Source organism: Priestia sp. TRM10, assembly GCF_057808375.1.
In genome coordinates this window covers 108781-132578 of sequence record NZ_JBJZOT010000015.1, presented here as the reverse complement: position 1 = coordinate 132578, position 23798 = coordinate 108781, and the positions used below count along the sequence as shown (strand labels likewise).

The following is a 23798-nucleotide window of genomic DNA, read 5'->3' as shown; positions in this document are numbered from 1 at the left end:
GACGTAGCAACTTGGCTGCTTCATAAGTAGCTTTTAGGTTATAGGTAAAGGCCACAAATAAAAAAGCATAAACAAAAGGTTTTTTATTGGCTATATACTAAATAATTAATGTTCTTATTGAAATGCATGTCTTGCAATGTCCAAAAATGATTGAATGGCAGGTGCTATCCATTTTCCTTTATGTATACTTTTCCAGACGGTCTTCAAAAGCAGTTATTTATACTTATTGCTTATATTAATTAATATAATCTCTTTTTAAGTTAAGGTAATCCTAAGATGTCTGTATTGTTAGGGGTGTATCCCAGTAGACGTAGCATGGCTACAATTTGACCTTTATGATGAAACTCATGTGTAATGGAATGTAGTAGCAATTGATGGGGCGTTTTCTTGACAATGCCACTGCCTGGCTTCCAGGAAAGTTCTCTTTCAATAACATCATCGAATTTATGGCTAAATTGTTTAAATACAGCATCTACATATACATCTGCTTGTTCGAAATAGAGTTGAATATCGTTTATCTTCATATTACTAATCACTTCTTTTGTTAATAAAGGATCTTTAGTTTGTGATAATACAAAAGAACCAAGCCACGCATGATAACAACCTGCCACATGAATTAAAGAATCTCTGACACTTTGAAAACCGAACCCAAGCTCTTTTGTAAAATCTCCTTCATTTAATTGTTTGCACTGATCTAATAAAATTTGTCTTGTTTGTTTTACCCAATCATATTCTTGTTTTTTCATAATTATTTCTCCTATGTTTGAATAATGTGATTCTTTAAGCTTGTAATGTTAATTGTACATTAAATTGTGAAAGATAACCTTGAAAATAGTGTAAATAACACAGATTATCGGCATCTATGTTTGTATATGTAAAAGACATTTAAGTCTCATCTTAAATGTCTTTTGCAATGTTTATGTTACTTTTCATTTATCAATCATTATAGTAACAGCGTTTTTATCTTCAAAACAGAGGTTTACCGTTCTTTGTTTAGCTCTAGTTCTATGTACAGTTCCAGCTGGAATAAGTAATGTATCATGTGGCTTTAAAACAATAGTATCCTTATCTTCGAAGTCAATTAACAACTCACCTTCTAAAACCATAAATAGTTCATCAGAATTAGAATGGTAATGCCACTTGTATTCACCTGAAAATACGGCAATACGTAGACAGTGATTATTGACATCAGACACAGCAAAATTCACATGTTGATCTTTAATATTCTTTGTAATTTCCTGAAGGTTAATCTTTTCTAAATCTACTTTCCTTATCATTTACATTCCCCTTTGCCATTTTAGTGTTCTTCCTTTACTTTACTACACTTACTATGGTGTATATCCCATACCTTTCTAGTTTACATAAAACATGTTAGAAGTAGAGAAAAAATACAAAACTTTTGGTTTCCAACGCAATTGTACTTTTTCTTTTCCGTTTAGGTGAAATTTTACAGACTTAAAATCATATAGGTTTTAATGTTAAATCTATGTGATAAATATTTATTGCAAGAAAACACTTATTTGTAACCATTTGGAAAGTATTTTGTGCTATCCTGTTATTGTTTCTTCCTATTGATTTAAAGGAATAGAAGAGTGAAAAATAAATGGACATAAAGGTGTGTTTTTGATTGAATAGAGGAACAACGTTGAAGAAAGAGAAATTAAAGAAAGAAAAGCAAAATAAAAACAAAGGTACCTGGGGAGTGATAGGAGGGATTGTTCTCTTAGGCTTAGGGAAAATGAAGTGGCTCTTAGCCATTTTAAAATTTGCCAAGTTGTCCACTCTTATTTCTATGATACTTTCACTAGGCGCCTACGGACTTGTTTATGGATGGAAGTTTGGTTTTGCTCTGATTTATTTACTGTTAGTTCATGAGCTCGGACATTATGTCGCTTGTAAGATGAGAGGACTTCCTGTAAAACCGACCTTATTTATTCCCTTTATAGGAGCAGCCGTACGTATGGAGAAAATGCCAAAAAGCGCAGCGGAAATGGCGTTTATTGCGTATATGGGTCCCGTATTTGGCGTTCTTTCACTTGTCCCACCTATTCTCTTATATCTAACTACGGCATCTTCTTTGTGGTTGGTTGTCCTATCATTTGGTGCGTTGATTAACCTGTTTAACTTAATTCCATTTGGAGGGTTAGATGGAGGAAAGATAGTAGGGGGAATTAGTACAAAATTATGGTTTTTGGGCCTTATCCTTATTATTGCCTTTGTTATCTATACACACTCCATTTTAGCTACCATTATTGCGATCTTAGGAGTTATTCACCTATGGTACTTCCATAAAAAGAATAAGACATTAGATAAAGATAAACAAGAAGTAACGGCAGCTCGCACACTTTATCATCGCCTTCAAGAAGTTAAAGAAGAGCCTCATTTATTTAGAGAGGCTATTCGTGATTTTAATCTTGAAAAAGATAGCTTAGTGCAATTAGAAGTAGAACAACTCTATGAGGAGTTTAGGGGAACTGCTCAAAATGTAAATCTAAGAAAACCGGTTGTAATAGAAGGGGAGCCATTAGATGAATTCGCTCAAGCTCGCTTACAAGAAGAATTAGAGGACTATGCCCTTTATCAAAAGGTATCGGAAACCTTCCTGCAACAACTTGAAGAGTATCTGACGCAAGAAGAAATCGATTTACAGTATGCAGAGAGCTACCGTACAACAAGTACAAAGTCGAGAGCCATAACGTTTATCATTTATATCGCCCTTATTATTGTGTTATCTGTATGTCTAGATGTCAGCAAAGAATTGCTCCATATGCATCCAGAAGCGCGAGGATTTTTTAATCGTTAATAAAATAAAAAAGGAAAAAGACTATCCCACGATACTAATATGCAGAGGTAGTCTTTTTCTTTTGATGCATTTACTATTCGAATTAACAGGTCGTCCTACATATTAATATATAGGTAGTTTTTACTTTACATAACAGACATTATAGGCACTAAAAAGAACATCTAATTTATGATATTAGATGCTCTCTTAGCCTTACCTACAACAAGTTCGAGATTTATTTTTTATCTTTAAAAAATGCGTCCCAACTAATGACACTAAGGAAAGTTAAAATCAAGATAATAAGAGATTTTATGAATATCTCCATTCGTTGTTCCCTCCCTGTGTACTTTAAATAAATTTACTTCTTTAGATTTTATTTTATACGGTGGAAATCTTTTATTTTTATATATAACGTATTTGCTTCTAGTTCACATTAAGTGATTTATCGGTAGAAAACAACATGTTATAACCAGCTTCTTCATTTGAGGGTTAAATTAATAAGTTCCTAATAAATAGGAGAAAATAAATATACCTTCAAAAAAGAGGTGTCTAAATATGCACTCAATCATTCAAAATTTAGATTTATCTGCAAAAGGCATTTGGTTTCCTATCTCTGTAGGACTTCTATTATTATTCTTTTCCCTTTTTATGCCTAAAAGAAGAATTAACTGGTTAGAGTTTTATATTACTTTTGGCGTTGTAGGTTATGTAGCTTGGATTTCTGATACAGTAGTGGGAGGTATGTTAGATTGGGTAGATCTAGGTAATCCTAAAATTACGGGCCTTGGTGAATTTGCAAGCTATAGTTTTATCCCTTCATCACTTTCTGTTATTTATCTAAACTATGCCAAGAAAACTAACAAATGGATTCTTGTTCTTCTCTTTACGTTATTATCAACTTTAATTGAATGGATAATGATACAAACAGGGTATTTAAAAATGAAAAATTGGGGCTTTTTCGTTTTTTCCATCATTGCCTATTTGATTGTATTCAGTCTTATTCTTCCTGTTCACATAAAAGTGATAAAGAAGCACTTACTACATCACAAATAAAATTTTATATCTATGAGCAACCTACTCAAGATAAGTAAAGTATCACGCTTAAAAGCTGATAGGTAACAGAAAACACCTGCTGTTTACAATCCAGTAGGTGTTTCTATTTTTGGACTGTATAAGATATTCATTTTTAGTTTATATAAAATATATTCGAGGAAGTAAAAAAGCACAAAGCTATTGTTTGTCAACGAGTTTTTTCTTTTTCTTTAAGTATCCTTTATTCATGAAAAGAAGGAATTCCTATCATTATTATTGTGTTCCTCTTTATACAGAAAAAGAGGAAGAGATATATAGGTGTCAACATTTATCATCTTCAGCAAAGGAAGCCTTTCTACAGTATCTTAAATAATTTGAGATTATCCATTCTTTCATCCTCATGATGCCGGGTAACACTGAATGTATATCTTAACTATTTATGAATTCTTTTCTCTTAGTTCTATTTTTACGAATAAACAAAAAATACTAGATAAAAAAAGAAACCTTTGGAATTTGTCATTCCGCGGGTTTCTTTTTTATCATTCTACTCTTTTTCACGAATAACTAATAAGACACCAATTAAAATCAAAAGTGAACCAATCCAAAATGTTCCCCCGATCTTTTCACCTAACAAAAGCCAGCCAAGGAAGGTTCCAACTAGAGGTTGAAAAAAGAAAAATAACCCTCCACTCGAAGCATTTAATAATTGTAATCCACGATTCCAAAGGATAAATGCACAAGCTGTTGACATAATACCTAAGTATAAAAGACCACTCCAAATTGTCGGATGGCTTAATTGAGCAATCGAAATCTCACTTAACCCTTTTAGAGCAAAAGGGGTTAGGAGGACAAGAGCAACTAAAATAGAATACGTTGTCACCACTAGTGGTGAATAGCTATTTGGAACACGCTTGATAAGCACTGACATAAGAGCCCATGTTAAGGCTGCTACCAAAAGAGAAATACCACCAAGTTGGCTAGACATATCTATATTACCGTTCCCCACAATGAGAAATACTCCGATTGTAGCTAAGCAAACAGATGTCCCTTTTCTCATATTTAATCGTTCTTTAAGAATGAATCGAGCAAAAATCACCATAAAAGCGGGGGGAGAAGATGTAATGATAGCTCCCATTTGAGCTGAAGATAACATTGTGACATATTCTTGTGTAACAATGGATATTGTATTGCCCACGATTCCAATAGCGATAATCAACCAGAAGTGTTGTTTATGAACCTTCCAAGATTGTCTTTTTATGAGACCAATGATAAAAAGAGCAACAATCGCCACTAAATATCTTATCCACACCAATTCTAATGGGGGGATTACATCTACAACCACTTTCACTACAACATACATACCGTCCTAAATACTGGAAGCTAAAGCTAAATATATAGAACCTAATAAGGTGTTTTTCATTTTTTGTACCCTCCGTGTTTAAAAATTAGGTCAATGAATGCCCTAACGGAGAGAAGTAGTCACATTACTCCATTAAGGACGGAGAAGTGCTACTGGTACATCATTTTCAAATAATGGAGCTAAAAACATTTCGTTTCACCTCAATTTTACTCTAATAAGGCTATTATACAGAGGTTTTGTTTAATCGAAGATCTCTTTAAATTAAAAGATCAATGTCTATTAAATAGGACATTTTCATAAGGTGATTTTCTCTAAAAAGATATATGCTTTATACAAACCTAGTCAACATAACACGCCTTACCGGCCTGAAAAAGAATCTTCGTTTAAAAAATTCTTCAGCTTCTTCAAGTGTTTCTCCTACCATCTAGGTTTGGATTAGTAATATACTGTTTTTATATCTATAAAAAGAAGGGAAGAGGAGCAGTGGGAAAACAAGTATACATTATTCACGGATACGGCGCTTCACCAACTAATCATTGGTTTCCGTGGTTAAAAGAAAAATTAGTAGCAGATGATCATCAAGTTTCCGTTCTTCACATGCCAAATTCGTCTGATCCCAAGAAAGAAGAATGGTTGGAAACATTAGCTAATAACATAAAGAATGTAGATCACAATACTTATTTTGTAACACATAGCTTGGGGTCTATTACACTATTGAACTACCTAGAACAATTAGATCCATTACCAAGCTTTGGAGGGTTTATTCTTGTTTCTGGCTTTTCTGAATCCTTATCATCCTTACCTTCACTAAATCCTTTTACAGCTAAAAAAGTGGATTATAAAAAAATAATTTCCGCAACTCATTCACGTGCTATTATCGCTGCAAAAAATGACTCTATTGTTCCTTTTCAATTGAGTCAAAGTTTATCAAAACAATTGGATACATCCTTTTATCCCGTTGAAAAGGGTGGTCATTTTCTAGAAGATGATGGGTTCTTTACTTTCCCATTGGTTCATGATGTTTTAAATAATATGATGAAAACGGTATAAAGAATAGGGGTGTCACCTTTTCGTGACACCTTAAAACTAAAAAATGTTCCGAAACAATCTGGCCCGATTTTTGAATAAGGTCTCCAATAATCAAATGAATGCACATTATATGAACTTAGTTCACATAATGTGCATTTTAGGTAGTAAAAAGCTCCTTATAATACTAATTAGGACTAATTGTTGACTAAACATTCTAAATATTATATGATTAAAAACAAACACATACGTATGCGTAAAATTAAAGGGTAGTATGACAATAGGGTACAGAGATTTCTAGTAGTATTCTTGAACTTTAGTTATTAGATAGGTCACGTTTTTAGCGTATTGAAATATCCTAACCTGAAAAGTTTGGATATTTCAAATCCATCTATGTTTTTATGCATTCGTATGCGTAAAATAAAGCAAAAGAGGCATGAAGCTATTATGGCAATCACTACAAAAGATATTGCGAAAATCGCGAATGTAAGTCAATCCACAGTATCGAGATGTTTAAATGACAGTCCGATGATTTCAGAGAAAACCAAGAAAAGGATATTAAAAATTGCACAGGAACATGGTTTTCAATTCAACGCGCATGCAAGGAGCTTAAGCGCCAATAAAACGTATACAATTGGTGTAATCCTCCCTAAAAGTTTGTTTGATTTTGAAGGGGAAATGCATTTTAGGTCATGGCAGAACGAACTAATAGAAAGTTTAGAACGAATGGAATTTGATGTTATGGTTTCCTTTTTTGAGAACAGATTTACAAAACAGAATAACATTAAGAGACTTATCACAGCCAAAAAAGTAGATGGACTTATCATTTTAGAGCCCTCTTTAGATGATGAAACCATAACGATTTTAGAAGAAACGAATATTCCTTTTATCTTTTGCAAGTATCTTCCGTCCTTTTATAAAACAAGAGATGTAGATTTTGTATGTGTTGATCAATTTAAGGGTGGATATATAGCTACTGATCATCTGCTTAAACAGGGGCACGAAAATATAATAAGTATTTCGGCAAACCATATAGGTAGTGAGTTTGACCTAAGGACAGAGGGATTTAAAGCATCTCTACGCGATCATAACCTTCAGTATGATAAAAAGATGGTATTTTACGGAGATACGACATTTCCGTCAGGTTACCAAGTTATAAAGAATAATATAAAGAAGCTAAAAGATGTTACGGCTATCTTTGTTCAAAATGATCTGATGGCTTTGGGAGCCATATTGGCATTAAAAGAATGTGGCATTAATGTTCCAGAAGATATAGCAGTTGTAGGATTTGATGATATCGAACTATGCACCTTCTATAGGCCGTACCTTACTACTGTGTGTCAGCCTACTAAAGAAATCGCGGCTTTAACATGTAAGCGTTTAATTGAAAAATTAAAATCAACAGATTCTGACTTAAAGCAAAAACTTGAAATTAGTCCTACTTTAGTTATTAGAGAATCGTGTGGAATAAATCTTTGAATTTATTCCACCTTCTATATATTTTTTACCATTTTACGCATACGTATGCGTAAAATTAATTCTATGAAAATACTGAGAAAAGGATGACACACTATGGAGAAAAACTTAACGGGAAAGACTTGTATTATTACAGGGGCTGCAAGAGGGATAGGAAAGGCGTTAGCCACCAAATATGCTGAGAAAGGAGCTAATGTTGTATTAATGGATTTAAATAAAGAAATGGTTGAAGCAACTGCAAAAGAAATGACATCTTTAGGAGCAACCGTATTACCTCTTGTAGTAAATGTAACTTCATCAAAAGAGATTAATGAGGCAATAAAGGAGGTCGAGTCAGAATTTACAAAAATTGATATTCTAGCAAACTGCGCTGGTATCTCTACTTCTAGGTTAATTCTAGACATTGAAGAAGCGGAATGGGACGCAGTCTTTAATGTCAATTTAAAATCTATTTATTTACTAAGTAAGGCTGTGGGAAAGAATATGATTAAAAATGATGTAAAAAACGGAAAGATCGTTTCTATTTCTTCACAAGCCTCGAAAGTTGGAGAGTTAGGAAATGGCGCATATTGTGCTTCAAAAGCCGGAGTCAACTCATTAACCCAAGTACTTGCTCTCGAACTGGCTCAATACGGAATTTCAGTAAATGCAGTTTGTCCTGGTTTTGTAGATACTGAAATGTTACAAGAGGTTTTCAAGAAAAGAAGCTTGATTGAAGGTAAAGCACCAGCAGAGTATGAAGAGATCTTAACAAGTCAAGTTCCTATGAGAAGGTTAGCAAAGCCTAGTGAAATTGCAGATTTGATGCTGTTTCTAAGTAGTGAGAGTGCTAACTATATTACAGGGACTGCTATGACAATTGCTGGTGGAAAAACATTAATCTAAGAAAAAGGGGTTTTTATGATGAGAATGAGTTTAGTAACAGATTGTTTAGATTTTATGTCTCTTGAAGAGGTGGCTGATACTGCCGTATCGTTAGGGTATGAAACTTTGGAGTTTGCTTGTGGGAATTGGTCTAAGGCGCCACATGTTGATTTAGATAGTCTACTAGAAAGCTCTATCCAACGTGATAAATTTGTAAGCGTTTTAAAAGAAAGGGGACTCTCAATTGAAGCTCTGAATTGTTCAGGTAATCAGTTAGCTCCAAATGAAGAAGGACAAGAACATCAAATCGTTGTAGAAAAAACGTTTAGACTCGCAGAATTACTAGGGATAAAAACGATAAATATGATGTCGGGACTTCCAGGAGGAGGGCCAGAAGAGACAACGGCAAACTGGATTACAACTAGTTGGCCACCAGTTAATGTTGAAATATTAAATTGGCAATGGAATGAGGTAGCATTACCCTATTGGGAAGAAAACGTGAAAAGAGCAAAAGAACATGGTATAGAGAGAATTGCGTTAGAAAATCATGGTTCTCAACTCGTTTATAATCCAGAAACACTCTTTAAACTAAGAAATCATGTAGGGGACATGATTGGAATGAACTTTGATCCTAGCCACCTTATGTGGATGGGAGGAGACCCTATTAAGGCATTAAGAACCTTAGGAACAGCTATATATCATGTTCATGCTAAGGACACACGCATTGAAAGAGGATTGGTTGATATAGAGGGTGTGCTAGATACAAAAACGATTGATAATTTTGTAAATCGTTCTTGGAATTATGTAGCACTAGGTCATGGCCATGATGTTAGTTGGTGGAAGGAATTCTTTTCTGTGCTCAGTATGGTTGGTTACGATGGAACAGTCAGCCTAGAAATGGAAGATTTAACGATGGACCCACTTGTTGCTTTAAAAAAATCGACCTCTGTATTAAAGGAAGCTCTACCTAAGGATTTTGATTAAGAAAAAAAGCGCTACATTCTATTAAAAGTGATCTTTAGTATTTTCCTGAATCAAATACTATTAAACAGGAAAGGGACATGGACATGAATAAATCAGTTAACCAAAATCACATGTCATTTTTGAGTACAATTGTTTTAGTCTCGACTTTCGGAGGACTCCTCTTTGGTTATGATACAGGGGTGATTAATGGAGCTCTGCCCTATATGTCGGATGATTTTAAGTTAACTTCATTCACAGAAGGTCTTATTACTAGTATTCTTCTTCTAGGCGCTGCAATAGGTGCTATATTTGGTGGTCGACTCTCAGATGGAATTGGGCGTCGTAAAAATATTCTTTTCCTGTCAATTTTATTCTTTATTTCAACTATTGGGTGTACTTTCTCTCCAAGTGTAATAGGGATGGTCATTTTCCGTTTCTTACTAGGTATGGCTGTAGGTGGAGCATCCGTAGCTGTTCCCACATTTATAGCTGAAATGTCGCCTTCTGATCGAAGGGGGCGTATGGTTACTCGCAATGAATTAATGATTGTAGGCGGACAATTATTAGCCTTTGTCTTTAATGCTATTCTTGGAAATATGATGGATGGCGTAGGCATTTGGCGTTACATGTTAGGCATCGCAGCTGTTCCAGCCATTTTTCTATTTTTTGGAATGATGAAAGTACCAGAAAGTCCGCGTTGGCTTGTAAAAAGGGGTAGAAATGAGGAAGCATTAAGTGTTCTTCGTAAGATACGACTAGAGGAGCAAGCACAAGCTGAACTTAAAGAAATTGAAATAGCTGTAGCTAAAGAATCTGGATTGAAAGAAGCCTCTTTTAAAGATATTGCTGTTCCTTGGATGCGTCGTATTATATTTCTAGGGATTGCTATCTCCTTTGTTACACAAGCTACTGGGGTTAACTCTATTATGTACTATGGAACTGAAATTCTTAGGCAAGCAGGTTTTGGAACATCAGCAGCATTAATTGGAAATATTGCAAACGGTATCATTTCAGTGTTAGCCACTATTGTTGGGATCTGGCTCCTTGGTAGAGTTGGACGTCGCTCTATGATGTTAACCGGTTTAACAGGAACTACACTGACTCTTCTACTCATTGGAATTCTCTCATTTACAGTGAAATCATCTGAGGTACTTCCATATGTGATGCTAATATTAACTGTTACATTTCTTGCCTTTATGCAGGGAGCCATTGGACCCGTATTATGGGTTTCACTATCTGAAATTTTCCCATTACGTTTAAGAGGTTTCGGGATGGGGATTAGCGTATTTTTTCTTTGGATGACAAACTTTGTAATTGGTCTATTATTCCCCATTATGCTTGACAAAATGGGGTTGTCATCAACATTTCTTATGTTTGCAGGAATAGGTTGTATATCAATCTTCTTAATGGCAAAGTTCTTACCTGAAACTAAGGGACGTACACTTGAAGAAATTGAAATGTCTTTTCGTACTTATTATGATGACACCTCACACAGGAATGTGGACTCTAATCATGCAGAAACTCACATGAAATAGGGAATACTATTCAATTATGAGTTTTAGCCACAAATCTTTTCTTTAAAATATAAAGCATATTTGAATTTACCGTAAACGTTCTTGTTATACTTCCATTTAAACTCAATCTATAAAATATATATGTATAGCAATCTAAAACATTGGATAAACTAATAACGTATTCCCTTATCTGTATAAATTTAAGAATCCTTTGCTCCTGATAAGCAAAGGATTCTTTTTTATTAGGGCTGTTATCGTATAGATTGTTGCTCACTTGAAAGTACAGATTATTGTTGAATATAATGCAGTGGTTTCAAGGAGGTATTCAAAATGTGGAGATATGTTTATGAAGATTTCAGTAAATTAGATAAAAAAATCAGTTGGCACTTTTTAAGGCGATGCAACAAGATTTATTTCCAAAGAGTTTATATAAAGTAGACAAATTACTTACGAATATAAGAGAATCTCGTTTTTCGTCTGGTTTGGGATGTCTTCATTGCGGCAGCACTGCTGTTAAACGTAATGGTAAATATCGTTCCCGACAAAGATATTTATGTAAGGATTGCGGAAGAACATTCAATGATATGACAAATACGCCATTCTCGGGTTCCCGTTACCCTGACAAATGGATGAAATACATTGAAATGATGATAAACGGATTAACATTGCCTAAAATAGCTGAACAATTAAACATCCATATATCTACTGCATTTTACTGGAGACATAAAGTTTTGAATGCATTAGGAAGTCACGGATTTAATCAGTTATCCGGTATTGTAGAAAGTGATGAAACATTTTTTAGAGAGTCATTAAAAGGGCGTCAATTTACACATCGAAAGTCCAAAAAACGCGGAGAAGAAGATGAAAAAAGAGGAATCTCAAACCTAAAAATTACTGTAGTTGTTGCATTAGATCGTACTGGTAATATGTAATATTTTTGCAAGGGTAGCAGGAATAGGTCGTGTAAAAGCTGAAGAAATTGATGCGGTTTTCGGGGAATGTATAGAACCTACTTCTTTGCTATGCACTAATACAGCTACCAATTATAAAAAGTATGCAATATTAAAAAAACTAAAGCACGAAACAGTTAATCTAAATCAAAATAAACGAGTTAAGAAAGCAATCCTCCACATACAGCACGTTAATAATTTTCACCGTCGTTTAAAAGGATGGATGGAACGTTTTCAAGGCGTTGGAACACAATATTTAGACAATTACCTCTACTGGTACAGTTGGCTTGAGTCACATAAAAAGTTAGCATTTGAAAATCGAATAGAGCAAATGTTTATTTCAGTTTGCCAAAAATCCAACTATTTCACAGTAGAGACACTTAGAACAAACTAATATCACCTCTGAAAATTTTAAGTTTTACTTAAATATTGAATGACTGTTTCTGGCATTTAACTAATGTGTATTCTGGCAGTATGATTATTAATATTATTGAATTATTTTTCAAAATCAAATCGTAAAAAGCTTATATTTATACACAATTTAGAAGGTGCCATTATTCAACAAAAGGCCCATTTAACTAAATAGGGAAAAAAGTTATTATACTTTCAAAATAAACACCTCACATTTTTATTTCTTTTTTCCTAGGATATTTTTTAATGGCTTTTGAAGTACATCCACAATGGCAGCGATGATAGCTGTTGCTAAAATCCCTATTAGACCTAGTGCTCTCGGACCTGCTGAGTCATCACCTGTGAAATAAGAATGTACCCTTAAGTAAACTATTCCTAACAAAATGAAGAAAATGATTGTAAAAGCACATTTTTTTATAACCTTCAAGGATTTAAGGGATAACTCGTAAAAAGCGTTATTTTTATCGATATAGCTCAATAGTTTAAATGCTTGATACAAAGCAACAGAAAACGTAATGCATATTCCATACGCACATACTAACAATGGATATATCGAGTAATCTCCTGGACGCACTTTCGCATCTCTTATAGCTGCTTGAGGTAACCAATATATACACACAGCAAGTACCGCAATTCCAATAAGAAAAGCAACGACTCTTAAGAAAAAAGTTGAACCTAGTTTAACACGCATTTAAAGCACCTCACTGATTTATGATAATATGATTTTAGTATATTTATTATCGTTTATCAATAAATTTATTTTGTTTTTTATTATATTATTATTGCTATTTAAATATTAATTTAATTATATGTGGGAATCATACTTCAGTCATTGGGCCATTTAATGGAGGAAGAATCTTAAGGGAAATTGAATACTTAATAGAAATGATAGTATGGTATTTGAAGGAAATTGCACTTAAACTATAGGTATGTGCTAGTTTGGTAAAATTAGTAGCTCTATTCAAAAATAAAGGTTGTAAATAATGAAAATATAAAAAATTTGGTGGAAGAAACAATACCTAAATGATTATAGGGAGAGAAAAGGATGTCCAATAATGTAAAATCAAGAAGAATAATTTTAGATTTAGCAGTTACTTTAGATGGTTTTATTGAAGGGGAAAATGGGGAAATTGATTGGTGCATCATGGATTCTGAAATGGGATTTATTAATTTTTTAAATCAAATTGATACTATTTTATATGGAAGAAAAAGCTACGATTTATGGGGACAATTTACTCCAGGAATTGAAGATACTGAAAATGAAAAAGAACTTTGGGAATTAGTTCATAGTAAAGAAAAATATGTGTTTTCCAGAACGCAAAAAGGGACTGATAATAAAGCAATATTTATAAATGATAACATTGTTGAAGAAGTAAATAAATTAAAGAATAAGCCTGGTAAAGACATCTGGCTATATGGCGGAGGGAGTCTAATTACAACATTTATCAATTTAGGGCTTGTGGATGAATTTAGATTATCTGTGCACCCTGTTATTTTGGGAGAAGGAAAACCGTTGTTTATTGATATAAAAAAAAGGTTGAATTTAAAAGTGGTTAATACAAGAACGTTCTCCTCTGGTGTTGTGCAACTAATCTATCATAATAAATAGGAATTAATAATATGGAAGACTTGAATTCTTAATAATAGAGTTTTTAAAACTACAGCAACATCTTTTCATGTATGTAGCAGAAATCGATTCGTCGCAAATTTTAAAGGAGGCAAAAACAGTATGAAAATCATAGTTACCAGTATATTTGTACAAGATCAAGACAAGGCACTAGAATTTTATTCAGAAACGCTGGGTTTTGTAAAAAAGGAGGACGTTCCCGCCGGTGAATTTAGGTGGATAACGCTAGTTTCTCCTAATGATCAAGACGGTACAGAGCTCTTGCTCGAACCGAATGTCCATCCAGCTGCTAGAGAGTATCAAAAAAAGATATTTGATGAAGGCATTCCAGCAACAATGTTTGGTGTTACAGATGTTCATAAAGAGTACAAACGATTAATGGAACAAGGCGTGAAGTTTACTATGGAGCCGACAAAAATGGGCGAAGTTACACTGGCTGTCTTTGATGATACATGCGGCAACCTTATTCAGATAGCTCAGAAGTAACTTTATTGAATAGGATTTGGTGCGCATCCTGTAAAGGGGAAAGAGAACGATTCTACATTCTTATTAGACCAACTATAATCTTACAAGGACTGCATAGTTTGGACTCTCCCCCTTGTTAGAGGATAGATACTGTTTTTATATCTGTCCTTTTTATTTGGGAACAACTATATCTCCCGTTGACCTTATCCATGCGTCCTTCTAGGGAGGAAATTTTAATGAATCACTTAAAAGAAAAGATTGCGATTATAACAGGAGCAAGTCGTCTAAAAGGTATCGGGGCTGCTGTTTGTAGAGAGTTAGCCGAAACAGGATATCATATATTTTTTACTTATTGGACAGATTATGATAAAGAAATGCCTTGGGATTTTGAATTAGATGAGCCAATGATATTAAAAGAAGAGCTCGGGAAAAAAGGGGTCAGAGTGTCATGTATGGAGCTAGATTTATCTCATTCTGATGCACCTGAAAAACTTTTAAATAGAGTTATCAAAGAACTTGGTCATCCAGATATCTTAATTAATAACGCAGTATTCTCAACCAATACCGAGTTTTCTACCTTAACTGCAGAAGAATTAGATAAACATTATATGGTAAATGTTCGTGCGACAACACTTCTAAGTATTCAATTTGCTCAACAGTTTAATAAGAACAGGGGAGGGAGAATCGTCAATCTTACTTCCGGTCAATTTCAAGGACCAATGCCTGGCGAATTAGCCTATGCAACGACAAAAGGTGCTGTTGACGCTTTAACTATTACGTTATCGGCAGAACTTGCCCCTTTGGGAATAACCGTCAATGCCATAAATCCAGGACCAACTGATACTGGGTGGATGACAGAACCGATTAAAAGTCACCTAAAACCATTGTTTCCTTTCGGTAGGATAGGTGAACCAAAAGATGTTGCAAAAACGATAAAGTTTCTAGTGAGTAATGAAGCGGATTGGATTACAGGTCAAATTATCCATTCAGAGGGTGGGTTTAAAAGATAAGTGAAACAAAAAGTCAGTTCTATTAGAGGAAATCGGCTTTTTTAGTTTTAAATTGCTTATCATACAAAATTTTCAAAATATTGTCTGTACCCCTATTCACCTTAAATGTTCGTAATAAAGTAGAAGGAAACCAAGTTAATCATTTCGGTTTTCAAGTTAAGATGTGCGAACAAATAGAAGCTCATCAGTTGCGATTAGAGAAAGACGGATTTTTCGCTCGAGGAGAAATGGATACAACATGTTGCTATGCTGTTCAAGGTAACTTTTTCGTAACAGATTTTGATGGTAACGAGTAGGAGTTGTCCTATACCAAATAGCATAGTAAAGTTCAGCAAATTGGAGCTTCTGTAGAGGCGAAAAATAACAAAACTCCATCTTTAAATTGTTTCTATTCCTAACACAGTTTACTAAAAAAGACAGAACTTCCTTGGTGTGGAAGCTCTGTCTTACTTTATAATATCTAATTTTTTACATTACAAGGAGTATCGGCAATGAAAAGGATTAGATAATGTTCCTATAACAATCGTTCTAGGAAGCATGCTAATGGTCAATTGCCCTGTATAAATCAATCCCAGGCTGTTACAACGGAATTTCCGCCAGAGTATTTTGCAAGATAAAATTCGGCTTGATCACCATCGACATAATGACTGATATTTTTAAAGACATGACAACCATTTGAATCAAAATCATTACTACCTGCTGTTTTATAATAGAGACCTCTAATACCATTAGAATATACTGCATCATCTCGGTTATATGGATCTTCTTCATATAACTGATAAAAGCCTGATTGACTATTAGAGCTGAGACAAATTTTAAAATCGCCTCCACCTGATAGAAAGATTTTACTTTGGTTGGTAAATTCATCGCTCCCTAGAGAATCCCAATCGCCGCTACCATATTGTGGAACAGTATTTGCAAATACAGAAGAAGGGACGAATAACGCAACAATCAATGACATGACCAACACTTTAATTTTTTTCATAATTACCTCTCTTTTTTTATGTTTTTGAAATTTTTAACACATTCGTTCTGTAAGAAGTTATATCTGATTTTTTCCCATTGTTGTTTTGTAATAAAAGGTTTGCTATTTTGGGGTTTTGGTTACCCTGACATTTAAGGTTAATACGAAAAACATCAGAAATATAGGCTATTGAATGAGATATTAGAGATATGCATACTCTATACAAATCTAGCTAATATGAGGAAGTTTATCGTCAATGAAAAGAATTAGAATGCTTCCTATAACAACTGTTTTAGGAAGCATTCTAATGACCAATTACTCTCATTCTCTTTGAGTAGTATAAATCAATCCCAGGCTGTTACAACGGAATTTCCGCCAGAGTATTTTGCAAGATAGAATTCGGCTTGATCACCATCGACATAATTACCGATATTTTTAAAGACATGACAGCCGTTTGAATCAAAATCATTACTATCTGTACCTGCTGTTTTAAAGTAGGTACCTTTAACACCATTAGATATTACTTCATCATCTGGATTATATGGATCTTCTTCAAATAACTGATAATAGCCTGGTTGACTATTAGAACTGAGACACATTTTAAAGTCACCTCCGCCTGATAGAAAGATCTTACTTTGATTGGTAAATTCATCGCTTCCTAGAGAATCCCAATCACCGCTACCATATTGCGGAGCAGTATTTGCAAATACAGAAGAAGGGACGAATAACGCAACAATTAATGACATGACCAACATTTTAATTTTCTTCATAATTACCTCTCTTTTTTTATATTTTTATATTTTGATATTTCTAAAAATTTTAACATATTATACATATCCTTTCATGAGAGGTTATACCTGATTTTTTCTATTTGTTGTTTTGTAATAAAAGACTTGTTATTTTGGGATTTTGGTTACCTTGACATTTAAGGATAATGCAAAAAACAGCAGAAATATAGGTTATTGAACGAGATATTAGAGACATACATACTTATACAAATTCAGTTAACATAATATTTCTTTTCCTTTAGGTATACTCTTACGAATGCTCCACGGTCATTTATTTAGAATATATAAACTTCAATTTTATATGAAAAAGAATTAGCTCTGGGGCAAAAGCTTCAGAGCCGTTATAAGTAATCTCTAAATCTTGGACATACTGGGACTATTACTCTAAAAAAGGTATATGATCGGTATGGAAAAGGAAAATTTGTTCAAAAGGAAGCTCTATCAGCATGGTATTATGTTATTAAAGGTTGGATGGTACCTACGATACCACTTGAGCTTTCGTAGTTCGATGGAAATGATGGAGAATCTGGCTACATTGAAGTTTTTGTACAAGAACAAATTTTTATTAACTGCTCATGGTAAAATGTAATTTGAAATATATAAATATGGGGTGTGAAAAGATATACACATATTTTTACTTCTTATACGATGGGGTAAATCATAAAAGTTCTTGTGTTGTCAATGAGTAAGCACTTGTTATTTGGAGGAGGTATAGTTATGGTTTTAAGTGTATTCAAAACGTACAGATCATCTCTTATTCTACTTGTCGCCATTTTAATCGGGGGGATAGCAGGATATGCTGTCGGGCCAAACGTAGCATTTGTGAAGCCCTTTGGGGATTTGTTTCTTAATTTAATGTTCATGATTATTGTGCCACTTGTTTTTTTCAGTGTCGCTTCTGCGATTGCAAACATGAACGAAATGAAACGCCTTGGTAAAATTATGCTAGGTATTGCTGTTGTATTCATCACTACTGCTGCTATTTCAGCAGTTTTAGGATTTATAGGAGCATCTCTTTATAATCCGTTACACAACGTAGATACTTCTGCCATTAAAGAATTAATGGGAGATAGTGAAACTCCAGCAGAGAAAACAACATTTTTAAATCAGCTTGTTAATACGTTTACCGTCCCTGATTTTGTGAATTTATTTTCGAAAGAACATATTTTACAATTAATTGTCTTTTCCATCATTTTCGGTATCGCTACGACGATGGCTGGAGAAAAAGGACAACCTATGGCTAAATTTTTGACTTCTGGTCAAGAAGTATCAATGAAAGTTGTTAAAATTGTCATGTACTACGCTCCAATTGGGTTAGGTTGCTATTTTGCTACTGTCGTAGGAGAGCTAGGTCCAAAAATCTTACAGGGATATGCTAGGGCATTCATTCTTTACTTACTAATTGCAATTGTTTACTATTTTGGTTTCTTTACTCTATACGCATGGATGGCTGGGGGCAAAGCAGGAATTAAGCTGTTTTGGAAAAATGCAGCTGCTCCATCTATTACAGCTATTGCTACTTGTTCTTCTGCCGCATCTATTCCAGTTAATTTAGATGCAACGAAGAAAATGGGTGTACCATTAGATATTGCTGAAACGGTTATTCCATTAGGAGCAAACACGCATAAAGATGGTTCTGTTATCGGTGGCATTTTAAAGATTGTTTTCTTATTTAGTTTATTTGGCAAAGATATGACGTCTGCTCCAAGTATTCTCAGTATTTTAGGCGTAGCCTTTTTGGTTGGCGCGGTAATGGGAGCTATTCCTGGAGGCGGGATGATTGGTGAAATGTTAATTATTACGATTTATGGCTTTTCACCAGAAGTGCTGCCAATCATTGCTGTCATTTCAACGATTATTGATGCTCCTGCGACACTGCTAAATAGTACGGGAAATACAGTAACAGCGATGCTTGTTACACGTTTTACAGAAGGTAAAGATTGGATTAATAAAATCAGGAATAATAATAGAGTCGCCTAAATGAAAAGGCAGGGAAAAAAGATGACTATCTGGTTTTCCTGCTTTTTGTTTTAAATAATAATCAATAAATGGAATAGTTATACTGCACTAGAACCTTATAATACATATGTGAAAGTAGCTACAAATGCTTTGTAATAAGGTGTAAACACTAGTTAATATAAAGCCATCTTTGTAATATGAGATTATATAGATGTAAATCAACAAGAAGCAAGTGGAGAAGAATTTGAAATCCCCATGCTCTTCATTCATGCTCAAGATCATCTCATGACATCTATGACAACAAAAGATTTAGCAAAGGAAATTGTTGAATTACATCAAAAAATGCAAACCTTAGTAACTAATTAAATTATAGTTAGAAAAAACTTTAGCCTAGTCGTAAGTATAGCAAAGGCCGCCCAATATCCATTAGTGTATAGGGCGGTCTTATATATATGACTTATAACTAATTAGTTTTACATAAAAGAAATTTTAGCAAGGTATAAAACAAAGATGACTTTTATAAGAGCCATCTTTGTTTACATTCTATGTTTCTAGTGAGGAGTTTTTGTAGCAATACTGTTTGTCATATTATGTTCTAACACAGCTACATGCTTGGTTTTAGTAAAAAGTAGCCCACAAATGGCAATGACTAATTGTGTACCAATTAATACATAAAAGCCAGATGAAATATTGTCGTTTCCATTTAAGCTAATAATGTAGCCCATGATAGCCGGGATAAAGGCGGAGACAAAGTTCCCAAGTCCGTTGATTATTCCATATGTACTTCCTACACTTGTGGGATCAGATAAATGTTGAACCAATGTTGGAATGGCAGCTCCTTGAATTCCCCAAAAACCATTGGCTAGTATAAGTCCTAAAATAATTATGATTATGTTGTTCGATGTAATCGTTAAGATGATGGACAAAGCAGTAGCCAATCCGCCAACAAAAAATATCATGGTCATTTTTGTATTGGCAATCCGATCAATAATATATCCACCCAAAAATTTGGATAAAATACTAAAGATGAATGGTAAAGAAGAGACAATGCCCATCTGTTTAATGGAAAAACCTTTTTCATCTAATAAATATGCTGGTAACCATGAACTGCTTCCCCATAGATAACTTAGTGTAGCGATTTCGATGATGAGTACCCATATAAGTCCTGGTGTTTTCAACGCGGTAGTAAAAGTATTAGTTAACTGCTTGACAGATTTTTCACCCTTATTCTGATGTTGTTTAGATGGTTGAATGAAAAATAAAATGAGTGGTAGCCCAATTAATATATTAAGAGCACTTAATATATAGAAAGATGATACCCAACTAAATTGATAAATTAGAAAAGTGACAATGGGAAATCCAATGGATAGACCGATAGAGACCCCCATTGAACTAACTGCATTTGGCTTTCCTCTTTCATGGGAGTTAAAGTGTTCATTAATGTACATCGTTTTTAAAGAGAAAAGAGGTCCTTCGCTCCCCCCTAGAATAGCTCTGAAAATCAGTAAAATAAATATCGAACCGGCAAGAGGTGAGATTGCAGTGAAAATAGCCCATAAAAGAATGCTAAAAATCAATCCGCGGCGATATCCTAAAAAAGTTTCAAAAATTGGGGTTATAAAAAAAGCTGACAATCCGTAGCCTATTAAAAAAATCGTCATCAATTGACCTTGCAGAATTCTATCGTCGTGGAGTTCAAATGCTCTTAAAAAATCATTATTCGTTATTAAAACAGAAACGTTTATTCGATCAATGTAGGCAATAATAACAATCATTAATAGCGCTAAAACTCCTAACCATCTCTTTTGTAATGAAATCTTCTTCATTAAAATCCCCCTCTTAAATTTTGTCATCAATAAATCTTTAAAAATTCACGTTTCTTCATATTGTTTTGTATATAAAACGTTGTTTTATATATTTAATATATAATAGAATATTCCGAAAATATAGTCAATATAGTTCTGGTGTAAAGCTTACATCTATTTGGAAGAGGTATGTAGGTTAAATCCTTGTTTTTCTTATGAAATTAAAGGGGCAGGGGAGCTTAATAAAGGAATGAATTTTATGGTAAATTTAAATAGAAATAAGTAAGATTTTTATTTACAATAGCAGATTTAGACAAGCATAAGCAGAGATATGTTATTGAAGGAGATTATTTGAGGGAAGAAAGGGGCGGTTAGATGAATTTTAATATGAAAGAAGCTACTGAGGTTTTAGAGCGTACACCACAAACTTTGGAATATTTTTTATCTAATGTATCTGAAGGCTGGTTACAATGCAATGAAGGTGAAGGCACGTGGAATGTCTCAGAAGTAATTGAGCATCTCATTGAGGGAGAGAAAAATAATTGGATACCAAGGTTAGAAATGATTCTTCAGGAAGGTGAGAATAAACCATTTCCTCCCTTTAATCGTTATTCACATTTAAACGAAAGGTCCGACAGATCGATTGAACAAAAACTGTTTGAATTTAAAGCGATTAGAATACAAAATATAACCAGACTTAATGGGTTTATTGAATCACCCTTGTATCTTGAAAGAACGGGGTTACACCCTGAGTTTGGGATAGTGAAGTTAAAAGAATTGCTTTCTACATGGGTTGTTCATGATTTAACGCACATTGCTCAAATTGTACGGGTAATGGCTGAGAGATACAGGTCAGATGTTGGGCCTTGGAAAGAATATTTGGGTATATTGAAGAGGTAATGATGACAGGAGAAAAAGTTAACTTCTATAAAAAATTCTCACTTCACATAATTTAAGTTATCAGAAGAAAAAAAGCGCAAACCTGCTCAGTAACAACGAGTTTGCGCTTTTTCTTTTTATTGATATGACTAGAACCTGAGGTTTAGAAAGAGTTGTATGTTTTAGTCTTTCCTAAGATATGTTGTGTATGAACAATACCGAGTTAAGTGAATCAAAAGGAGGTTTTCGTATAAAAGAAGATAAAAACGCTAATCAACTGATTAATCGCGCTTATTCTTTGTAAATATCCTCGAGGCTCCCGTTTTTCAAAATGATAATAATAATGTTTCTCTAATCAACATAAGGAATAGCTCGGTAATTGTTGTTCCGTTTCTAGAAAATGTCCTTATAATCGTTTAACACTAGTATCCGTCAACCTATTATTAGAATATTGTCTATTCTCCTACGTATCGGTTTGCCCAGGCTTTTGATATATTTACTCAACTTTTCTCGTATGAACAAGTTTAAACATTAGATTCAATGGAACCGACGTCTTTTAAGTGCTCATCTAGTATTGCATAGTCGCCGTGTTTATACGCTTTTAATCCTTCCTGAATGTCTCATTTACTTCTAACGCTTTTACAGTTTCTCCTTCAATTAACACTGGTTGATAATAGGTTTCTTTTGGCAAATTTTTTCTTCCTTGTAGCTTCTTAATGACCCAATCAGCTGCATCGCGTCCCATTTGTTCTTGGGGATGGGTTAATGTCGTTAGGTTGATATTCGCATTTTTGGAAATATAAGAATTGTCCTGGCCAATAATTGATAGTTTTTCTGGAACAGAAATATCAAGTTGTCTGCATACATTTGCTACTTCCAATCCTACTTCGTCGTTATAGCAAACAATTGCAGTCAGCACGTCTCTATTTTCATTTAGGAACTCCTTCAAGTTAGTGTATAGGTCCAGCTTTGTCTCTGTATCGAACGAAAGCACTTGCTCTGGCTGAAATCGTAATTTGGCTTCTCCAAGCGCTTTTATATATCCCTTCATTCGATACTTTCCTTGTAAATCATCCATCTTTGAAATGAGTCCAATTTGTGTGTGTCCTTTCGAAATCAACTCTTTTGTTGCAAGATAGCTAGACTGTACATCATCAAGACAAAAGAAAGGAACATCTAATTCTTCATAATGAGCATTGATCATTATGAAAGGAACATCTTGTTCTTTGAACGATAGGTAGTAAGAAATATTGGGATTGTATAGGTTGCTTTTCGTAGGTTCAACAATCAAACCATCCACGCCAAATGACAACATCATTTCCAAAGCTTTTTTTTCTTGTTCAACATCATTATTTGTACTAGCTAATAGTAGCGAATAATTATCCTCATTCAATCTCCCTTCAATTCCACGAATAATAGAAGGGAAAATATAATCAGAAATGTAGGTCGTGATTACACCGATTATTTTACTATTGGAATTTCCACCAGACTTCGATTGGTATTGGTTACTAACATAAGTGCCAGATCCTTTTTCACTTCTTAAGAATCCCTCTGTCGATAGTTCTGAAATGGCCTTTCGAACAGTGTGTCGGCTAACTTTGTACTTTTTCTGAATGGAGGATTCAGTAGGGATTTTTTCTCCTACGTTGTAATCGCCTGAAAGAATTTTACTTTTTATATTATCAATGATGACCTGATACTTTGGTTTCATTAAACTCACTTCCTTTATAGTTGTTCGCATTCAAATTTATTCGTTCGGAAATATTTATACGTACATATTTTAACGTAGTTTTGAATGTTTTAAAAGATTTTACCTTATTTTCATATAAATCACCAAACAATTATAATTTTTTTATTTGGGTTTTATGTCATAATAATCTCTTTTATTATAGGGTTATAAGGGGTTTTGTGGCAGTGGTGTCT

At 34.0% G+C, this 23798-nt stretch carries 20 protein-coding genes and 4 pseudogenes; 16 read left to right on the top strand and 8 right to left on the bottom strand.

Annotated features, from left to right (window positions below; all coding sequences use genetic code 11):
- Positions 1 to 260 precede the first annotated feature (260 nt).
- Together ACK3CR_RS17470 and ACK3CR_RS17465 are read right to left on the bottom strand one after the other, a co-directional pair.
- Positions 261 to 746 (bottom strand): DinB family protein, encoded by a 486-nt coding sequence (locus tag ACK3CR_RS17470; RefSeq protein ID WP_488975850.1) that lies wholly within the window; start codon positions 744 to 746, stop codon positions 261 to 263.
- Positions 747 to 929: 183 nt separating this feature from the next.
- Positions 930 to 1277: a cupin domain-containing protein gene (locus ACK3CR_RS17465; protein ID WP_488975849.1), complete on the bottom strand. Its 348-nt coding sequence runs from the start codon at positions 1275 to 1277 to the stop codon at positions 930 to 932.
- Between the two features lie 350 nt (positions 1278 to 1627).
- Here ACK3CR_RS17465 and ACK3CR_RS17460 point away from each other — a divergent pair, with 350 nt between their 5' ends.
- Together ACK3CR_RS17460 and ACK3CR_RS17455 are read left to right on the top strand one after the other, a co-directional pair.
- A complete protein-coding gene (locus ACK3CR_RS17460) occupies positions 1628 to 2803 on the top strand; it encodes a site-2 protease family protein (protein ID WP_488975848.1) in 1176 nt (391 codons plus the stop codon).
- Between the two features lie 534 nt (positions 2804 to 3337).
- The gene (locus ACK3CR_RS17455; RefSeq protein ID WP_268586282.1) at positions 3338 to 3835 is read left to right on the top strand and encodes a hypothetical protein; all 498 of its coding nucleotides are present in this window, start codon (positions 3338 to 3340) and stop codon (positions 3833 to 3835) included.
- A gap of 523 nt (positions 3836 to 4358) precedes the next feature.
- Here ACK3CR_RS17455 and ACK3CR_RS17450 read toward each other — a convergent pair.
- The gene (locus ACK3CR_RS17450) at positions 4359 to 5174 is read right to left on the bottom strand and encodes a DMT family transporter (protein ID WP_488975847.1); all 816 of its coding nucleotides are present in this window, start codon (positions 5172 to 5174) and stop codon (positions 4359 to 4361) included.
- Between the two features lie 483 nt (positions 5175 to 5657).
- Between ACK3CR_RS17450 and ACK3CR_RS17445 the strand changes: the two genes are divergently transcribed.
- The 6 genes and pseudogenes from ACK3CR_RS17445 (at position 5658) to ACK3CR_RS17420 (ending at position 12361) form a co-directional block, all read left to right on the top strand.
- A complete protein-coding gene (locus tag ACK3CR_RS17445; RefSeq protein ID WP_328124654.1) occupies positions 5658 to 6224 on the top strand; it encodes an RBBP9/YdeN family alpha/beta hydrolase in 567 nt (188 codons plus the stop codon).
- 423 nt (positions 6225 to 6647) lie between these two features.
- The gene (locus tag ACK3CR_RS17440) at positions 6648 to 7679 is read left to right on the top strand and encodes a LacI family DNA-binding transcriptional regulator (protein WP_488975846.1); all 1032 of its coding nucleotides are present in this window, start codon (positions 6648 to 6650) and stop codon (positions 7677 to 7679) included.
- Positions 7680 to 7772: 93 nt separating this feature from the next.
- A complete protein-coding gene (locus ACK3CR_RS17435) occupies positions 7773 to 8561 on the top strand; it encodes an SDR family NAD(P)-dependent oxidoreductase (protein WP_488975845.1) in 789 nt (262 codons plus the stop codon).
- 18 nt (positions 8562 to 8579) lie between these two features.
- Positions 8580 to 9524: a sugar phosphate isomerase/epimerase family protein gene (locus ACK3CR_RS17430; protein WP_488976205.1), complete on the top strand. Its 945-nt coding sequence runs from the start codon at positions 8580 to 8582 to the stop codon at positions 9522 to 9524.
- An 83-nt stretch (positions 9525 to 9607) separates the two neighbouring features.
- Positions 9608 to 11038 (top strand): sugar porter family MFS transporter, encoded by a 1431-nt coding sequence (locus ACK3CR_RS17425; RefSeq protein WP_488975844.1) that lies wholly within the window; start codon positions 9608 to 9610, stop codon positions 11036 to 11038.
- Positions 11039 to 11347: 309 nt separating this feature from the next.
- Positions 11348 to 12361: pseudogene (locus tag ACK3CR_RS17420) on the top strand (IS1595 family transposase).
- A gap of 234 nt (positions 12362 to 12595) precedes the next feature.
- On the opposite strand, the gene ACK3CR_RS17415 reads toward ACK3CR_RS17420, so the two are convergent.
- Complete coding sequence (locus ACK3CR_RS17415) at positions 12596 to 13069, bottom strand: DUF2975 domain-containing protein (RefSeq protein WP_019392406.1); 474 nt, start codon at positions 13067 to 13069, stop codon at positions 12596 to 12598.
- Between the two features lie 354 nt (positions 13070 to 13423).
- On the opposite strand from ACK3CR_RS17415, the gene ACK3CR_RS17410 reads away from it, so the two are divergent.
- From ACK3CR_RS17410 to ACK3CR_RS17395, 4 genes and pseudogenes are all read left to right on the top strand, one after another.
- On the top strand, positions 13424 to 13987 hold the full coding sequence (locus ACK3CR_RS17410; RefSeq protein WP_488975843.1) for a dihydrofolate reductase family protein: 564 nt from the start codon (positions 13424 to 13426) through the stop codon (positions 13985 to 13987).
- 120 nt (positions 13988 to 14107) lie between these two features.
- Positions 14108 to 14491: a VOC family protein gene (locus tag ACK3CR_RS17405; protein WP_243519326.1), complete on the top strand. Its 384-nt coding sequence runs from the start codon at positions 14108 to 14110 to the stop codon at positions 14489 to 14491.
- A gap of 188 nt (positions 14492 to 14679) precedes the next feature.
- Positions 14680 to 15480, top strand: a complete 801-nt coding sequence (locus tag ACK3CR_RS17400; protein WP_243519328.1) for an SDR family oxidoreductase — start codon at positions 14680 to 14682, stop codon at positions 15478 to 15480.
- Positions 15481 to 15575: 95 nt separating this feature from the next.
- A pseudogene (locus ACK3CR_RS17395) lies at positions 15576 to 15773 on the top strand (VOC family protein); the annotation flags it as partial.
- A 272-nt stretch (positions 15774 to 16045) separates the two neighbouring features.
- On the opposite strand, the gene ACK3CR_RS17390 reads toward ACK3CR_RS17395, so the two are convergent.
- Positions 16046 to 16465: a hypothetical protein gene (locus ACK3CR_RS17390; protein ID WP_268586285.1), complete on the bottom strand. Its 420-nt coding sequence runs from the start codon at positions 16463 to 16465 to the stop codon at positions 16046 to 16048.
- A 323-nt stretch (positions 16466 to 16788) separates the two neighbouring features.
- Positions 16789 to 17214, bottom strand: a complete 426-nt coding sequence (locus ACK3CR_RS17385) for a hypothetical protein (RefSeq protein WP_243519330.1) — start codon at positions 17212 to 17214, stop codon at positions 16789 to 16791.
- Between the two features lie 424 nt (positions 17215 to 17638).
- Between ACK3CR_RS17385 and ACK3CR_RS17380 the strand changes: the two are divergent.
- From ACK3CR_RS17380 to ACK3CR_RS17370, 3 genes and pseudogenes are all read left to right on the top strand, one after another.
- Positions 17639 to 17755, top strand: a pseudogene (locus ACK3CR_RS17380) (IS6 family transposase); the annotation flags it as partial.
- Positions 17756 to 17949: 194 nt separating this feature from the next.
- Positions 17950 to 19212, top strand: coding sequence for a dicarboxylate/amino acid:cation symporter (locus tag ACK3CR_RS17375; protein ID WP_488975842.1), 1263 nt, complete (start codon positions 17950 to 17952; stop codon positions 19210 to 19212).
- Positions 19213 to 19410: 198 nt separating this feature from the next.
- Positions 19411 to 19557, top strand: a pseudogene (locus tag ACK3CR_RS17370) (PTS lactose/cellobiose transporter subunit IIA); the annotation flags it as partial.
- Between the two features lie 185 nt (positions 19558 to 19742).
- On the opposite strand, the gene ACK3CR_RS17365 reads toward ACK3CR_RS17370, so the two are convergent.
- Entirely contained in the window at positions 19743 to 21017 is a 1275-nt protein-coding gene (locus ACK3CR_RS17365) for an MFS transporter (protein WP_243519334.1), read from the bottom strand.
- Between the two features lie 354 nt (positions 21018 to 21371).
- On the opposite strand from ACK3CR_RS17365, the gene ACK3CR_RS17360 reads away from it, so the two are divergent.
- The gene (locus ACK3CR_RS17360) at positions 21372 to 21896 is read left to right on the top strand and encodes a DinB family protein (RefSeq protein ID WP_328124648.1); all 525 of its coding nucleotides are present in this window, start codon (positions 21372 to 21374) and stop codon (positions 21894 to 21896) included.
- A 580-nt stretch (positions 21897 to 22476) separates the two neighbouring features.
- Here ACK3CR_RS17360 and ACK3CR_RS17355 read toward each other — a convergent pair.
- Positions 22477 to 23586 carry a GntR family transcriptional regulator gene (locus ACK3CR_RS17355; protein ID WP_488976204.1) on the bottom strand — a complete coding sequence of 370 codons (1110 nt, stop codon included), beginning with the start codon at positions 23584 to 23586 and terminating at the stop codon, positions 22477 to 22479.
- Positions 23587 to 23798: the final 212 nt, after the last annotated feature.

Coding starts and splice junctions, on each gene's coding strand:
- ACK3CR_RS17360 (WP_328124648.1), top strand. CDS start 21,372: ATGAATTTTAATATGAAAGAAGCTACTGAGGTTTTAGAGCGTACACCA.
- ACK3CR_RS17425 (WP_488975844.1), top strand. CDS start 9,608: ATGAATAAATCAGTTAACCAAAATCACATGTCATTTTTGAGTACAATT.
- ACK3CR_RS17440 (WP_488975846.1), top strand. CDS start 6,648: ATGGCAATCACTACAAAAGATATTGCGAAAATCGCGAATGTAAGTCAA.
- ACK3CR_RS17470 (WP_488975850.1), bottom strand. CDS start 746: ATGAAAAAACAAGAATATGATTGGGTAAAACAAACAAGACAAATTTTA.
- ACK3CR_RS17415 (WP_019392406.1), bottom strand. CDS start 13,069: ATGCGTGTTAAACTAGGTTCAACTTTTTTCTTAAGAGTCGTTGCTTTT.
- ACK3CR_RS17355 (WP_488976204.1), bottom strand. CDS start 23,586: ATGAAACCAAAGTATCAGGTCATCATTGATAATATAAAAAGTAAAATT.
- ACK3CR_RS17390 (WP_268586285.1), bottom strand. CDS start 16,465: ATGAAAAAAATTAAAGTGTTGGTCATGTCATTGATTGTTGCGTTATTC.
- ACK3CR_RS17465 (WP_488975849.1), bottom strand. CDS start 1,277: ATGATAAGGAAAGTAGATTTAGAAAAGATTAACCTTCAGGAAATTACA.
- ACK3CR_RS17365 (WP_243519334.1), bottom strand. CDS start 21,017: ATGAAGAAGATTTCATTACAAAAGAGATGGTTAGGAGTTTTAGCGCTA.
- ACK3CR_RS17385 (WP_243519330.1), bottom strand. CDS start 17,214: ATGAAGAAAATTAAAATGTTGGTCATGTCATTAATTGTTGCGTTATTC.
- ACK3CR_RS17455 (WP_268586282.1), top strand. CDS start 3,338: ATGCACTCAATCATTCAAAATTTAGATTTATCTGCAAAAGGCATTTGG.
- ACK3CR_RS17375 (WP_488975842.1), top strand. CDS start 17,950: ATGGTTTTAAGTGTATTCAAAACGTACAGATCATCTCTTATTCTACTT.
- ACK3CR_RS17430 (WP_488976205.1), top strand. CDS start 8,580: ATGAGAATGAGTTTAGTAACAGATTGTTTAGATTTTATGTCTCTTGAA.
- ACK3CR_RS17405 (WP_243519326.1), top strand. CDS start 14,108: ATGAAAATCATAGTTACCAGTATATTTGTACAAGATCAAGACAAGGCA.
- ACK3CR_RS17435 (WP_488975845.1), top strand. CDS start 7,773: ATGGAGAAAAACTTAACGGGAAAGACTTGTATTATTACAGGGGCTGCA.
- ACK3CR_RS17400 (WP_243519328.1), top strand. CDS start 14,680: ATGCGTCCTTCTAGGGAGGAAATTTTAATGAATCACTTAAAAGAAAAG.
- ACK3CR_RS17450 (WP_488975847.1), bottom strand. CDS start 5,174: ATGTATGTTGTAGTGAAAGTGGTTGTAGATGTAATCCCCCCATTAGAA.
- ACK3CR_RS17410 (WP_488975843.1), top strand. CDS start 13,424: ATGTCCAATAATGTAAAATCAAGAAGAATAATTTTAGATTTAGCAGTT.